This window comes from Streptomyces sp. WAC03905, from assembly GCF_057371075.1.
On the sequence record NZ_JBXYDZ010000003.1, the window covers coordinates 7522925 to 7537003 of the forward strand.

Here is a 14079-nt window from a genome sequence, read left to right on the forward strand (position 1 = left end):
GCCGATCCGGCCCCGGCGCCGTCAACGCCTCCCGCGCAGACGGCCGAACAGCACGCGCACCTGCTCGCGCTTGCGCGGGTCGGAAGCCGCCCGACGCGCCGAAGCGATCGTCCGCTGCCCCTGCGGGCTGCGGCTGAACTGTTTGATCTTGCGCAGTAGCCCGGACACGAGTCCTCCTGTGCGGTCGGTGGGTGACGCTACGTCGTGTGCCCGGGCACGGCCCGCCGAAACCGCCGTCGTGGACGGCCGGTTCGGCCGCGCCCGCACGAGCGCCGCGAGGGGAGGGGTGTACCTGAGTACACCCCCCTTCGGTATCCACGTACAACGACCGGCGGGCCCCGCACCGGCAGAGTCGGAGTCGGGCGTGACCGACACGCCTGAGCGGACCACGGGGAGACCGACGCCATGCCGGAACGCGTACGTGAACACGAACACGAACACGAATGCGCACACGCATACGCATACGAGAACGAGCAGGGAAAGCGGCCACGGACCCCGCGGACGGGATGGGCGGCGGAAGCGGGGGTGTTCCTCGCGGTCGCCTTCGTCGCGGCGGGTGCCTGCGGAGCGGCCCAGCCCGCCACCGGCATCCCGCCCGAGGTGCTGCAACTGACCCAGTTCGGGCCCGCCCTGGCCGTGGCCGCCGTGGCCCTGCTGTGGCCGGGACGGACCAGGGACCGGCTCGCGGGCACCCTCCCCATCCGGACACGCACCCGGACGGGCACCCGCAGGGGCGCCGCCCGCGCCCGTACGGCGGCCCGCGCCCGTGTCCGCCGGGCAGGGTTCCTCCTGCTCACCCCCGTCCTGATCATCGCTCTGTGCGCCGGCGGCATCCTGCTCGCCACCGGCTCGTTCCCCGTCACCGCTCCCCGGGCCCTGACCCACCCCCTCGCCCTGGTCGTGGCCGCCCAACTCCTCGGTGCCTGCGTCGAGGAGATCGGCTGGCGCTGCCACCTCCAGCCGCTCCTGCGCACCCGCTTCGGCCCGATCACCGCCTCCGTCGTGGTCGGTCTGCTGTGGGGCCTGTGGCACGTCCCGGTCTTCGCGCGGGAACCGGCCTACGCGGCCGGGTTCCTGCTCGCCACCACCGCGATGTCCGTGATCCTCGGCCTGGCCCTGGAAGGCGTACGGAGCAACCGGCTGCTGCTCGCGGGCGGTTTCCACACCCTCGTCAACCTCGGCATGCTGTACGTGACGGACGAGGAGGCGGCGACGACGGCGCCGATGCTGTTCCTCGGGACCGCCGCCCTGGTCGCGGCGGTCCCGTGGATCGCCACCGCCCGCCGGGCGCCGCACGCGGCGCCGGATAGGATCACCGTCGCAACAGCGCCCGGAACGCGCTGACATGACAGGACGACGGGTGGGCATGGCGGCGTACGGGGGCGAGCGGCCCGGCACAGGGGGCGCGCCGGCCGACATCGGCCGCTGCCAACTGCTGTCCCTGGCCGCGTTCGCCGTGGCCGGCGCCGGCGGGCTCGTCATCGGGGCCCTGCTCCTCCTGCCGGTCGGCGTCGGCTTCCTCCTGCTGCCGTCCGCCGCGACCGCCCTGCGCCGCATGTCGGACCGCTACCGCACCTGGGCCGCCCGCTGGACGGGGACCGTCATCAGCCCGCCGCGGGCGCTGCCCCCGGGGCGCACGCCGCCCGGCGGCGGCCCGGCCGGCCGCTACCGCCGCTCCCTCGCCATCCTCGGTGACGCGGGTTTCTGGCACGACCTGCGCTGGGCCTGGGCGGAGCCGTGGACGGGCGCCCTGCTCGCCGCCGTTCCGCAGTCCCTCGTCGTGTACGGGATCTTCGGCGCCGCGGTCCAGCCCTTCGTCTGGCGGCTCCTGGGCGACGGCAACTGGTACGGCTTCGTCCTGGTCCGGTCCACGCCGTCGATGCTCGCCGCGCTCGTGCTCGGGCTCGCGTTCCTGGCCGCGGGACTGCGGCTGGCCCCCGCCGTCCTGCGGCTCCACGCACGCTGGAGCCGGCGCCTGCTGGCCGCCCCCTACACCACCGAACTCGTTCGCCGCATCGAGCACCTCGCCGGATCCCGCGCCGACGTCCTCGACGTCCAGGCCGCCGAACTGCGCCGCATCGAACGGGACCTGCACGACGGGGCGCAGGCCCGGCTCGTCTCCCTGGGCATGACCCTGGACGAGGCCACCCGCCTCCTCGACCACGACCCGCCGGCCGCCCGCGCCCTGCTGCACGAGGTACGGGCCACCTCCGAGCGGGCGCTCCAGGACCTGCGCGAGCTGGTCCACGGCGTACTGCCGCCCGTGCTCGCCGACCGCGGCCTCGGCGACGCCGTGCGCTCGCTGGCCCTCGACAGCCATCTCGACGTGCACGTGGAGGCGGTCCTGCCGGGCCGGCTCCCCGCCCCGGTCGAGTCCGCAGGCTACTTCGCCGTCGCCGAGCTGCTCGCCAACGCCGCCAAGCACTCCGGCGCCCCCGAGGTCCGTATCCGCCTGTGCCACGCGGACGGCCTGCTGCGCGTCACCGTCGCCGACGGGGGCCGCGGCGGCGCGGACCCGGACGGGAGCGGACTGCGGGGTCTGCGGCGCCGCCTGGAACCCCTCGACGGAACCCTCGTCCTGCACAGCCCGCTGGGCGGACCGACCACCGCGACCCTGGAGATACCGTGCGCGTCGTCCTCGCCGAAGACCTCTTCCTCCTCCGGGACGGGCTGACGCGCACCCTCCAGGACCACGGCTTCGAGGTCGTCGCCGCCGTCGACAACGGCCCGGCCCTCCTCAGAAGCCTCCTCGACGACGCCCCCGACGTCGCCGTGGTCGACATCCGGCTGCCGCCCACCTTCACCGACGAGGGCCTCCAGGCGGCTCTGGCGGCGCGACGGATCCGCCCCGCCCTGCCGGTCCTCGTACTGTCCCAGTACGTCGACCAGCTCTACGCCCATGAGCTGCTCGCCGGGGGCCAGGGGGCCATCGGCTACCTCCTCAAGGACCGGATCACCCACACCACCCAGTTCGTCGACGCGGTACGCACCGTCGCCACGGGCGGTACGGTCATGGACCCGCAGGTCGTCGCACGGCTGCTGGCCCGCAGCGACGCCCGCGGCACCACGGCGGAGCTGACGCCGCGCGAGCTGGACGTCCTGCGCCTCATGGCCGAGGGCCGGTCCAACGCGGCGGTCGCGCAAGCCCTGTTCATCAGTGAGAGCGCCGTCGCCAAGCACACCGCGGCCATCTTCACCAAGCTGCGGATCGAACCGTCCGCTGACGACAACCGCCGCGTGCTCGCGGTCCTCGCCTACCTCAAGCGGTAGGTCGTGTCGTCGGAGTTCCGTCGGCCGTCGGCCGCCCGTTCCGTCCGGAGCGTGCCCAGCAGGTCGAGGGCGATGACGGCGACGCGCCTCGGCGGTGGTCCGGGCCGACGGGCCTGACCGCCGTCCGGCGTAACACCGGCCGCGCCTTCCCCTCCCTCCCGGGAAAGGAGCGGTCCACCGCCTACCGTGTGGGCGGACCAGCGGCCGTCGACCATCGGAGCGCGCACCAGTGAACGACACCGGCAGGACGGACGACATGCGTCGGCGTCACTTCGTGGCACTCTCCGGCGCCCTGGGCGCCGGGGCACTGATCGGCGGTACGGCCGGCAGCGCGTCCGCGGCGGCGGGCCGGGGCACCGCCGCGGGCGGCCCGGCGTGCTGCCCCTGCCCCACGGACCCGAATCCGCCCGGGGCCGGACAGGCTCCGTGCCCTCCCGCGCAACTCCAGGGCCTGTGCGGCAGTCCCACCGACACCGACCCGCTGTGGCAGGACGTGCAGTACTGCACGCAGGGCATCGTCCCGCCGTCCGGTCACCGTCCCGCCTGCCTGAAGACGATGCCCAACTACGTGGTGCTGCACGGCCAGCCGGAGACCCTGCAGAACTACCTCCTCCTGCCCAGCTGCCGGATCACGGGCATCGAGTGCCCCTTCATCGTGACGCCGAACGTCGCGAACTACTGGCACGAGGCCTGGGAGACCGGCCGCCCGGGGGGAGACGTCCCCGTCCGGGCCCGTTTCATGGGCCTGGGGATCAACTCGCAGGCCGCCCGGCAGCTCAACCAGCTGCACATCCACATGGCCGGCGTCCAGGGCAGCACGCAACGGCGGCTGCAGGACCTGGAGGCGACGGGACGCGTCGCCCCGCAGCCGTCGCAGTGGGGAGACCCGCAGTACCAGGCGCTGGTGACGGGGAAGCAGGGATCGGGCGACCGCACGTACCGGATCCTGCGGCTCGACGCCCTCACGCAGAACCTCTTCGAGCTGCTGAACGTGAACGTGGTGCGGCGGTTCGGTCTGGACATGGCGGGCCAGACGCTGATCGTCGTACCCAGGATGACGGGCACGGGCTTCGCGGGCAGCTTCTACGTCCTCAACAGCGACTCCTCCCTCCCCTCCGGGACGAACACCTGCGACCACCTGCTCATCTACGGCTGACCTCCCGGCCCCCGGTGGCCGCGCCGCCCATCGACATCAGCCCGCGCAGGCCGTCGCGGAGCATCCCCGGGTCGATCCCGCCGAAGAGCGCCTGCTGCGTGATGTACCCCTGGGCCGCCGCGATGAGCGTGCGCGAGATGTGTTCGGCGGGCACGCCGGCGGGGAGCATGCCCGCCTCGCGGTAGCTCTCCACGAGCCCGATCCACGCCCCGCTGATCTCCTCGTACCCGCGGCGCAGCAGTGCGGCGAGGTCCTCGTTGCGCAGCGTCTCGGTCCAGACCTGGAGCATCAGGCGGGGGAAGTCCCGGGGGTCGGCCCCGGGCTCACCGGCGCGCACCTCCAGGATCGTCTCCAGCACCTCGGCGATCAGCAGGTCCGGTCCGGGTGGCGGGTTCTGCTCCGCCGCCGCCTCGAACGCGCCGCGGATCAGCACGAAGGTCTCCTCGGCGATCGCGACGATCAGTTCCTCCTTGCTGCGGAAGTAGCGGTAGACGGCGCCGGCGGACAGGTCCGCCTCCTTCAGCACGTCCTGCATGGACGTGGCGTGGAAGCCGTTGCGCGTGAAGCAGCGGGTGGCGCCGTCGAGGATCTGCCGGCGGCGGGCGTCGAGGTGCGCCTGGGATACACGTGCCATGGCCCCACGCTAAAACGAACATTCATTCTTGACAAGGTGGCAAGGCCGTCCCACAGTGGGTGCTGGCCGTAAAACGAACGATCCTTCTCTTTGAATCGAGTGCCGTCATGCCCCCTGTGACACCCCCTGCGCCCCATGCGGTGCCGGCCTCGCGCCGCGTCCTGGCCGTACTGGTCATGGTCCCGCTCCTCGCGTCGCTGGCCCTCTGGGCCTTCGCCTGGCCGGCCACCCGGACGGCCCCGCGCGACCTGCCCCTCGGCGTCGCCGGACCCGCCGCCGCGGCCGCTCCGCTGGAGCAGCGGCTCGTCTCCCACGAAGGGGCCTTCGAGATACACCGGTACGCCGACGAGGCCGCCGCCCGCACCGCCGTGCGGAACCGCGAGGTGTACGGCGCGGTCGTCGTGACCCCGCAGGGCCCGCACCTGCTCACCGCGTCCGCCGCGAGCCCCGTCGTCGCGCAGCTCCTGACGCAGGCCGTCGCCGCCCAGGCGCCGTCCTCGGGCCAGCCGGTGCCCGTCACCGACGTGGTGCCCGCGCCCGTCGCCGATGTCCGCGGTGCCGGCTTCGGCGCGAGCGTCCTGCCCCTCGCCCTCGCCGGTGTGGCGGCCGGCGCCCTCGTCTCCCTCGCCGGACTCCGCGGCGGGCGCGCCGTCACCGCCGTGGCCGGCGCCGCGGCTCTCGTCGGCCTGGCCGGGGCCGCCCTCGCCCACAGCTGGCTGGGCGTCCTCACCGGCAACTGGTGGGCCGCGGCGGGAGTGCTGGCCCTGACCGTGGCCGCCGTCGCCGCGGGTGTCGCAGGACTGCACGCACTCCTAGGCAAGCCCGGTATCGGCCTCGGCGCCTTCCTGATCGTCCTCCTCGGCAACCCGTTCTCCGGCGCCGCGGGCGCGCCGCAGCTGCTGCCCGAACCCGCGGGGCTGATCGGTCAGTGGCTGCCGCCGGGCGCGGGCGGCTCACTGCTCCGCTCGGTCGCCTTCTTCGACGGAGCCGGTGCGGCCGGCCCCGCGTTGGTCCTGTCGCTCTGGGCCGTGCTGGGGCTGACCGCCGTCGCCCTCGCCGGCCGCCGTGAGGCGCCGGACGCCCAGGTGCCCTCCGGCCCCGCGCCGGTTCCGGCCCCGGCTTCCGCCAGGACGTATTCATAAAGGTATGCACGGGTGCATACTCGGGTCATGGCTGACACGACAGTGAAGATCGACTCGGCGACGCGGGACCGGTTCGCCGCGGTGGCCGCCGCCCGCGGCATGAGCGTCCGCGCCTACCTCGCGGAGCTCGCCGTCGAGGAGGAGAACCAGCTCGCACTGGGCCGGGCGACCGCCGTGTTCCGCGAGGTCGTCGGCCGACCGGGCATCGCGGAGGCGTTCGACCGCGAGTTCGGCGGGCCGCCCGCGTCCACCCGCCCGCACCGGGCGGCCTGACCTTGGACCTGCACGTCGACATCCGGTGGCTCCTGGCCCGGCAGGAGGAACTGCTCGGCAACGACCTGGGAGTACGGGACTACTCGGGCCTGGTCGCCGCCGTCGCCCGGCACCGCGTGAACACCCCGGCACTGGCGGCCGCCCCGCCCGACGCCCACTGGCGGGCAGCGGCCCTGCTGGAGCAGATCGTGCTGCTGCGCCCGCTGCCCGCCAGGAACGAGTACTTCGCGTACGGCGTCGCCGTGGCCTACATCAGGGCATCCGGCCAGGACGTGGGCACCGCCTTCGAACCGTGGCGCGACCTGATCACCGACATCCGCGCCCTGCGCCTCACCGTGTACGACGTGGCCGGCCGGCTGCGCGCCATGGACCCCGCCGCCTGACCGGACGCCGCACCGCGGGCACCGCCGCCCGCGCTCCGCCGCAGACCGATCAGGAATGGAGAAGCCTCCGCGGCCCTCCGGCCCCTAGCGTGAGGGACATGGCAACCACCACGCACACCCCGGCCCCCACGTCCCTCGCGTCCGTCACCATCGAGGTGACCGACCTCGAAGCCGCCCGACGCTTCTACACCGCCTTCGGCGTGGACGCCTACGTCCGCCTGCGGGCGGCCGGCGCAGCGCACTCCACCGGATTCCGCGGCTTCACCCTGGCCCTCACCGTGGCCGGACCGGCCACCGTCGACGGCTTCGTCACCGCCGCCGTGGACGCCGGCGCCACGGTCCTGAAGCCCGCCGCGAAGTCACTGTGGGGCTACGGCGGCGTCGTCCAGGCCCCCGACGGCACGATCTGGAAGATCGCGACCTCGGCGCGGAAGGACACCGGCCCCGCCACCCGCGACATCGACGAGATGGTCCTGCTGATCGGCGTCGAGGACGTCAAGGCGACCAAGCAGTTCTACGTCGCCCGCGGCCTGACCGTGGGCAAGAGCTTCGGCGGCAAGTACGCCGAGTTCGCCGCCGGTGAGGCCGCTCACCTCAAGCTCGCGCTCTACAAGCGCCGCGCCCTGGCCAAGGACCTCGGCGTCCCCGTAGACGGGGCCGGCTCGCACCGCATCGTCCTCGGCGGCACCGCCGACGCCTTCACCGACCTGGACGGCTTCGCCTGGGAAGCCCCCGACGGGTCCTGACCCGCACCGTCGAGGGGTCGGGCGCGGGCCGACGTGCCCGACACCGCGCGCGCATCGTCGACGTACAGGCACAGGGCGCCGTACTCCTCGTTCCATGATCACGGGAATGAGAAAACCAGCGGTGCGGGAGTGACCGGAACTGCTTGGATGCAGCCATGACCTCACTCCTTCCCGCCGAGTACGAGATATCCGCCGACACCGCACGGATCGACAACGCCCTGGTCCACCGGTGGCTGTCGCAGGACGCCTACTGGGCCCGGGACCGGTCCCGGGAGAAGCAGGACCGTGCCATCGCCGGTTCCCTCAACTTCGGTGTCTACGAGCGGGCTTCCGGTGCGCAGGTCGGCTATGCCCGCGTGGTGACCGACCTCGCCGACTTCGCCTGGCTCTGCGACGTGTACGTCTCCCCGCAGGTGCGGGGCAAGGGCATTGGCACCGCGCTCGTCACCGCGGTACGCGACCACCTCGCCCCGTACGACCTGCGGCGCGTCCTGCTGGCGACCGCGGACGCGCACGCGGTCTACGCCAAGATCGGCTTCGCCCCGCTGGAGGCGCCCGAGCGGTGGATGACCCTCGGCAGCCAGTGACCCGTCGCTGCCCGACCACGGCTGCGCCGACCGGCGCGATCCGCCCGCGAACGCGCCCCGCGGCGGGCGGGGTCCGCCGGTCGGCGGTGGGAGGTCGACAGCCTGAGCCGCCGAATGTTGTCGGTCCGCCCGTTCGTCACGGGTGGGGGATCATGATGGTGTGGTGCAGTGAGGTTCGGCTCGGGTGCGAAGGACAGGCAAGCTGTGCGGGAGGCGGAGTTCGTAACGGTCGCGGGGCTGGTCGCGGCGGTTGCAGAGGGGGAGAGCGGCGCGCTGTGGCGGCTCGCGGGGGTCGACCGGCAGCTGGACGCGAACCTGGTGCGCCACCTGCCGGGGACCGGTGGGGCCGCGTACACCGAGGACGAGGTCGACGTCCTGGTCGTCGTCGTCGCGGGCGGCGGCACCCTCACCCTGGACGGCACCACGTCCCGCCTGACCCCGGGCTTCATCGGCCTGCTCCCGCGCGGCACCACCCGGGCCCTGCTGGCCGGCCCCGAGGGCCTGCTCGTCCTGACGGCGCACCACCGGCGGCGGGGAATGAGCATCGGCCGGAGCACCCCCGCCACCGCCCCCGAGCCGTGCCCCCTCCACACGGTCTGCCCCCGCTGCCACCGCCACGCGATCGAAGCGGACGCCCGCTTCTGCGCGGGCTGCGGCACCCCCCTGCCGGAACGCCCCGCGTCCGCGTAACCCCGCTGCAACGGCCCGTGCGGCCGGGACCTCTATGGCGCCACCCCTGGCAGCCGGGTTCCGTAGGCACACCGTTGTCGTCTCCAACTGGTCGAGGGGGCTGATCCTCCGGCCGCCCGCGGCGACTTCCAGCGGAACACGTCGAGGAAATCCAGGTGACCGGGCAGGACGGCCCTCCTAGGATCGGCAGCTGCGCACACTGCCCTCCTGCCGCTGAACGGTCACACCATGAAGTCTTTGATCCCCGGCGTGCTGCGTGACGAACCGCAGTTCGCCCGCCTGTTCACAGGGCAGTCCCTGTCAGTGCTGGGCGACCGCGTGTCGTTCGTGGCCGTGCCCTTCGCCGTTCTCTCGGTGGGCGGGTCCGCAACCGACGTCGGCCTGGTGGCGGCGGCAGGGCTGGTGCCCATGCTGCTCTTCACCCTGGTGGGCGGGGTGTGGGCGGACCGCTTCAAGCGGCACCGCATCATGCTGGTCTCCGACCTGGTGCGGTTCGCCGTGCAGGGGCTCATTGCCGTACTGCTGCTGACCGGTGTCGCCGAAGTGCGGCATCTGGCCCTGCTGATGGTCCTGTTCGGCACGGCGGACGCGTTCTTCATGCCCGCCTCCACGGGGCTGGTGCCGCTGGTGGTCGCGGCGGACCGGCTGCGCGAGGCCAACGCCCTGCGCGGGTTCGTCCAGTCGTCCGGGCTGGTGCTCGGTCCGGCCCTGGCCGGCGGACTGGTCGCCCTGGCCGGCCCCGGCGGAGCCCTGGCCCTCGACGCCCTCACCTTCCTCGTCAGCGCCGCGTTCCTGGCCCGGCTCAGGCCCCGCGAGACGGTGTCCGAGCCGGTGCGGGACGCCGCCGGCGGGACGTTCCTCGCGGAACTGCGCGCCGGCTGGGTCCAGGTGCGCAGCCGGACCTGGGTGGTGTCCGGCCTGGCCGCCATGGCGGTCTACCACGTCGTCGTGCTGCCGTCGGTCTTCGTACTGGGGCCCGTCCTCGCCGAACACGAGTGGGGCGGTGCGGCAGGCTGGTCGGTGGTGGTGGCGGCGTTCGGCATCGGGGCGATCGTCGGCGACGTGTGCGCCTACCGGCTCACGATCGCGCGGCCCATGACGCTGGCCGCTGCGGCGCTGGCCGTGGCCTCGTGTCAGGCGGTCATCATCGGATCCGGTGGATCGCTCGCCCTGGTCGCGGCGCTGGAGGCCGTCACCGGCGTTGCCGTCTCGCTCTTCTTCGTCCTGTGGGAGACGGCGCTGCAGACGCACGTGCCCGAACACGCCCTGTCCCGCGTGAGCTCCTACGATCACCTGCTGTCGACCGGACTGATGCCGGTCGGCCTGACGCTCGCCGGTCCGGTGTCCGAATCCCTGGGCGTACGGCCCACTTTGTACGCGATGACGGTCATCGCGGTCCCCGCCGCCCTGGCACTTCTCTGCGTCCCCGACGTACGACGCCTCCCGGCGCAGGCCCCGGCCACGCCGAGCGGCAGTGACGGCGTCCACCCCGCCTCGGAGCCCAGCCTGCCGTGAAGCGGCCCGGCCGCACCGACCCGGTGTCGCCTCGGCCGCCCGGCGGGAGCGGGGGCGGCCGCCACGGCCGCGGCCTCCGGCGGTCGTCGAGCGGCGGACGTGAGCTCGGCGTGCCGGCCGGCGACTCGTTCCCGGCCATGTTCGAGACGCATCGAGCCGTGGCCTGCTCCGCGGGGCCCGCCGGCCGATTGGCGCTGCGGCCGTGGTTGTAGGGACCACGCGTCCGGTCTCACGCCGTGGTTGCACGGGCGGAAGGTCTGGGCCGAGGGGTGGAGACAGGGGATCAACCCGGCGGGCGACGAGCGGGCACCGGCCACCCGCATAGCGTTCCTGTCTGTCGCACCCGGTGCCCGGGACGGGGCGACACCCTGCGCCACGGGGACCGTTGCCGGCCCGCGCCCTTGAAGGGCGTGCCCGGCCGGGCGGTTCCGACGACCTGTCATGTCACGAAGGGGAGACAGATGATCACCACCAAGAGGTCCGCAGTACTGCTGTCCGGCGGCGCTCTGGCCGCCGCCCTCCTGATGGGCACCGCCGGTGTCGCCTCGGCCGCCCCGGCGGGAGCGGGGGCGGCCGCCACCGCCGCCACGACGGCGGCCTCCGGCTGGTACTGCGGCTACGAGGACGGCACGCCCTACACCGACCGGGGCGACCGCGGCGACAAGGTGCGCGAGGTGCAGTGCCTCCTGCGGGACGTCTGGGGCTTCAACATCGGCAGGACCGGTGTCGACGGGGACTTCGGCAAGGCCACGGAAGACGCGGTGAAGGCCTTCCAGCGCAGCCGGGGTATCGCGGTCGACGGCAAGGTCGGCCCCAACACCTGGCGCAAGCTGCGGGGCCAGTGACAGCGACCGGCCGGCCGGGACGGGTGAGCGCGAGCGACCCCGGACAGCCGTGACGTGCCGGCCCGCCCCGGCGGGCCGGCACTCCGCCGAGCGGCGTCAGGCCCCGCCGGTGGGCCGGTGCGCACCCGCCGGGCCCGGCAACAGCAGGCCGCTCTCGTAGGCGACGACCACGGCCTGCGCCCGGCTCTGCAGACCGAGCTTGGACATGATGCGGTTCAGGTGGGTCTTGACGGTCGCGATGCTGACCACGAGTCCTCGGGCGATCTGCTCGTTCGTGAGGCCCTGCCCGACCAGGTGCAGGACGTCCGTCTCGCGGTCGGTCAGGTCGGCGAGACTGGCGGGCTGGGCCCGGCGAGCCTCCGGCTGGTGGGCGAAGGTCTCGACGAGCCGTCGCGTGACCGTGGGAGCGAACAGCATCTCGCCCTCGGCGATCAGGGACACGGCGGCCAGCAGTCGCTCGGGCGGAGTGTCCTTGAGCAGGAAGCCGCTGGCGCCGGCCCGCAGCGCGGCGTACACGTACTCGTCCAGATCGAAGACCGTGAGCATGACGACTTTCGGCTGGGGCCGGGGCGCCTGTTCGAGGATGTGCTGGAGAGCCGTGATGCCGCTCATCCCCGGCAGGCGGATGTCCATGAGGACGACGTCCGGCCGCAGCTCCGCCGCGAGTTCGACCGCCTCCTCGCCGGTCGCCGCCTGCCCCACGACCTCCAGGCCGGGCGCCGCGGCGGCCAGTGCCGCCAGCCCGGCCCGTATCAGGACCTGGTCGTCCACGATCAGCAGCCGTGTCATCGCCGCCGTCTCCCCCCGTGTGTGCGGGGGAGTGTCACGCGCCCCCGGCCGTGTCGAGCGGGGCCAGCGGGAGGGTGAAGAGGACCTCGAACCCTCCCTCGGCTCTCGGTCCGGCCCGCAGTGACCCGCCGTAGAGTCTCGCCCGTTCCCGCATGCCGAGCAACCCGAGTCCGCCCGAAGGCAGGGCGGCCGTCGGCGGGGTACCGCCCCGGCTGGTCACCTCACAGGTCAGCATCTCGGCGTCGAAGTGGACGTCGACGCGGACCCGTGCGCCGCGGCCGGCGTGCTTCACGGAGTTGGTCAGGGCCTCCTGGACGATCCGGTACGCGCACAGGTCCGCGCCCGACGGCAACGGGCGCCGGAGTCCCGCCACCGACAAGGTGACCTCCAGGCCCGAAGCCCGGGTCCGTTCCGCCAGATCGTCCAGCGCCGCCAGACCGGGCGCGGACCGGTACAGGCCACCCTCGTCGGGGTCGGGGCCGGGGCCCTCCGTACCGGTACGCAGTACGCCGAGCAGGCTGCGCATCTCCTCCAGTGCCTGGCGACTGCTCGAACCCATGGACACCACCGCCTGACGGGCCGCCACCGGGTCCGAGGCGAACACGTACTCGGCCAGCCCCGCCTGCACCGCGAGCGCCGACAGATGGTGGGCGACGACGTCGTGGAGTTCGCGGGCGATGCGCAGCCTCTCCCGCGCGAGGGCGTGCTGGGCCCTCAGCTCCTGCTCGCGGCGCAACTGCTCGGTCAGTTCGGCGAGTCGGGCGTTGCGCCGCGCCAGGCGGCGGCTGCCGGTGGCCCACGCCCAGACGACCCCGACCCCGATCGCGGCCTGTGCCACGGACAGCTCTGCCGGCAGGCGGGCCTCCAGGCCGGCGGCCACCCACGCCGTCGCGGTCGTGGCCGCGGCCCACACCGCGCGGCGCGGGGGATGGCGCACGATCACCGTGTAGCAGGCCAGCAGCGGCGCCCACAGGTTCGTCGACGGCTGGAAACCGGCGGCCGTGTAGACGACCAGAGCGGCGCAGGAGATTCCGAAGGCCACCCGGGGTGCTCGTCCCCGCACCGCCAGAGGAAGGTTCGCGGCGAGGCAGAGCACGACGGCGAACAGGCCGAAGAAGGGTCGGCCTTCGGCCTGGTACTGGGCGGTGTAGGCCTGCCGTCCGTACGCGACGGTCACGACGGCCAGGACACCCCCGAGCAAGCTGTCGATCACCAGCGGGTCGACATGCATCCGCCCTCTGCCTGCCTGCATCCCCGCAGCGTAGGGGCGCCCGCCCGAGGCGTCGTCCACCCGGGGGTTGAGGGCACGGGCCCGCGGAGTCGCCTGCGGGGTCGCGGGACTGCCCCCGCGCGGGCCGAGGCGCCGCACCCCGCGGCGTACACCGTAGGTATGACGCCCCACACCCCGCGCCCCACACCCCGCGCCCCGGCGGTGACCTGTCACGGCAGTGGAAGACCTTCGAAGCCGGCCCGGAACGCGACGGGCGTCCGGTCGAGCGTCCGGCGGAGATTCGTCACGGTGGGTGGCGGCGTCGGGGCTATGGTGACACCCGGTGAGAAAGTGTCGGGTTCCGTGCCGTGCGCACGGGACGTTCCCCCGGAAAGGCCTGCGCCCGTGTCTGCTGCACTCTCCGATGATCTGAAGCGTCTCATCGACGATTCCCCCGTGTTCGCGACGGTGGCGACCATCCAGCCCGACGGCAGCCCGCAGCTGACCGTGACCTGGCTCCGGCGCGACGGCGACCAGCTGCTCATCTCCACCACCGTGGGCCGCAGGAAGGAACAGAACCTCCGCCGGGACCCCCGGATCACCGTGATGATCAACCCGCACGACGCGCCGTACACCTACGCCGAGGTGCGCGGCACGGCCGAGCTGAGCGAGGAGGGCGGGCAGGAGCTGATCAACGAACTCTCGCGCAAGTACACCGGCAAGGACTACCGGGACTTCAACCCCGCCTCCGTCGACGACGCGCCGCGCGTCGTCGTCCGGGTCGTACCGCGCAAGGTCGTCGGCTCGATCTAGCGAGGACGGGCGCCCCGCACCGGGCC

The 14079-nt window shown here is 73.6% G+C and carries 17 protein-coding genes; 13 read left to right on the top strand and 4 right to left on the bottom strand.

What is annotated here, in order from left to right; all coding sequences use genetic code 11:
- Positions 1-21 precede the first annotated feature (21 nt).
- Complete coding sequence (locus AC2RP6_RS36555) at positions 22-168, bottom strand: hypothetical protein (protein WP_486450114.1); 147 nt, start codon at positions 166-168, stop codon at positions 22-24.
- A 357-nt stretch (positions 169-525) separates the two neighbouring features.
- Here AC2RP6_RS36555 and AC2RP6_RS36560 point away from each other — a divergent pair, with 357 nt between their 5' ends.
- The 4 genes from AC2RP6_RS36560 (at position 526) to AC2RP6_RS36575 (ending at position 4426) form a co-directional block, all read left to right on the top strand.
- Entirely contained in the window at positions 526-1344 is an 819-nt protein-coding gene (locus AC2RP6_RS36560; protein ID WP_486450115.1) for a CPBP family intramembrane glutamic endopeptidase, read from the top strand.
- A gap of 1 nt (position 1345) precedes the next feature.
- Positions 1346-2674, top strand: a complete 1329-nt coding sequence (locus tag AC2RP6_RS36565; protein WP_486450116.1) for a sensor histidine kinase — start codon at positions 1346-1348, stop codon at positions 2672-2674.
- Entirely contained in the window at positions 2626-3270 is a 645-nt protein-coding gene (locus tag AC2RP6_RS36570) for a LuxR C-terminal-related transcriptional regulator (RefSeq protein ID WP_486450117.1), read from the top strand. Before AC2RP6_RS36565 ends, AC2RP6_RS36570 begins: the two co-directional genes overlap by 49 nt.
- A gap of 256 nt (positions 3271-3526) precedes the next feature.
- A complete protein-coding gene (locus AC2RP6_RS36575) occupies positions 3527-4426 on the top strand; it encodes a CDP-diacylglycerol diphosphatase (RefSeq protein WP_486450118.1) in 900 nt (299 codons plus the stop codon).
- On the opposite strand, the gene AC2RP6_RS36580 is transcribed toward AC2RP6_RS36575, so the two are convergent.
- Positions 4413-5060, bottom strand: a complete 648-nt coding sequence (locus AC2RP6_RS36580) for a TetR/AcrR family transcriptional regulator (protein ID WP_486450119.1) — start codon at positions 5058-5060, stop codon at positions 4413-4415. The genes AC2RP6_RS36575 and AC2RP6_RS36580 overlap by 14 nt on opposite strands.
- Before the next feature lie 107 nt (positions 5061-5167).
- Between AC2RP6_RS36580 and AC2RP6_RS36585 the strand changes: the two genes are divergently transcribed.
- The 8 genes from AC2RP6_RS36585 to AC2RP6_RS36620 all read left to right on the top strand — a co-directional run bounded on the left by AC2RP6_RS36585 (position 5168) and on the right by AC2RP6_RS36620 (position 11241).
- A complete protein-coding gene (locus tag AC2RP6_RS36585) occupies positions 5168-6202 on the top strand; it encodes an ABC transporter permease (protein WP_486450120.1) in 1035 nt (344 codons plus the stop codon).
- Positions 6203-6229: 27 nt separating this feature from the next.
- A complete protein-coding gene (locus AC2RP6_RS36590) occupies positions 6230-6475 on the top strand; it encodes an antitoxin MazE7 (protein WP_486450121.1) in 246 nt (81 codons plus the stop codon).
- Positions 6476-6477: 2 nt separating this feature from the next.
- On the top strand, positions 6478-6858 hold the full coding sequence (locus AC2RP6_RS36595; protein WP_486450122.1) for a toxin Doc: 381 nt from the start codon (positions 6478-6480) through the stop codon (positions 6856-6858).
- Positions 6859-6956: 98 nt separating this feature from the next.
- Positions 6957-7604: a glyoxalase gene (locus tag AC2RP6_RS36600; protein ID WP_486450123.1), complete on the top strand. Its 648-nt coding sequence runs from the start codon at positions 6957-6959 to the stop codon at positions 7602-7604.
- A 155-nt stretch (positions 7605-7759) separates the two neighbouring features.
- The gene (locus AC2RP6_RS36605; RefSeq protein ID WP_486450124.1) at positions 7760-8191 is read left to right on the top strand and encodes a GNAT family N-acetyltransferase; all 432 of its coding nucleotides are present in this window, start codon (positions 7760-7762) and stop codon (positions 8189-8191) included.
- A gap of 204 nt (positions 8192-8395) precedes the next feature.
- The gene (locus AC2RP6_RS36610; RefSeq protein ID WP_486450125.1) at positions 8396-8881 is read left to right on the top strand and encodes a hypothetical protein; all 486 of its coding nucleotides are present in this window, start codon (positions 8396-8398) and stop codon (positions 8879-8881) included.
- 228 nt (positions 8882-9109) lie between these two features.
- On the top strand, positions 9110-10396 hold the full coding sequence (locus tag AC2RP6_RS36615; protein WP_486450126.1) for an MFS transporter: 1287 nt from the start codon (positions 9110-9112) through the stop codon (positions 10394-10396).
- A 461-nt stretch (positions 10397-10857) separates the two neighbouring features.
- Positions 10858-11241, top strand: coding sequence for a peptidoglycan-binding domain-containing protein (locus AC2RP6_RS36620; protein ID WP_486450127.1), 384 nt, complete (start codon positions 10858-10860; stop codon positions 11239-11241).
- Between the two features lie 96 nt (positions 11242-11337).
- Here AC2RP6_RS36620 and AC2RP6_RS36625 read toward each other — a convergent pair whose 3' ends face one another.
- Both AC2RP6_RS36625 and AC2RP6_RS36630 read right to left on the bottom strand, forming a co-directional pair.
- Positions 11338-12030 (bottom strand): response regulator, encoded by a 693-nt coding sequence (locus AC2RP6_RS36625; protein ID WP_486450128.1) that lies wholly within the window; start codon positions 12028-12030, stop codon positions 11338-11340.
- A 34-nt stretch (positions 12031-12064) separates the two neighbouring features.
- Complete coding sequence (locus AC2RP6_RS36630) at positions 12065-13282, bottom strand: sensor histidine kinase (RefSeq protein ID WP_486450129.1); 1218 nt, start codon at positions 13280-13282, stop codon at positions 12065-12067.
- A 363-nt stretch (positions 13283-13645) separates the two neighbouring features.
- Here AC2RP6_RS36630 and AC2RP6_RS36635 point away from each other — a divergent pair, with 363 nt between their 5' ends.
- The gene (locus AC2RP6_RS36635; RefSeq protein WP_486450130.1) at positions 13646-14053 is read left to right on the top strand and encodes a PPOX class F420-dependent oxidoreductase; all 408 of its coding nucleotides are present in this window, start codon (positions 13646-13648) and stop codon (positions 14051-14053) included.
- The last annotated feature ends 26 nt before the right edge of the window (positions 14054-14079 follow it).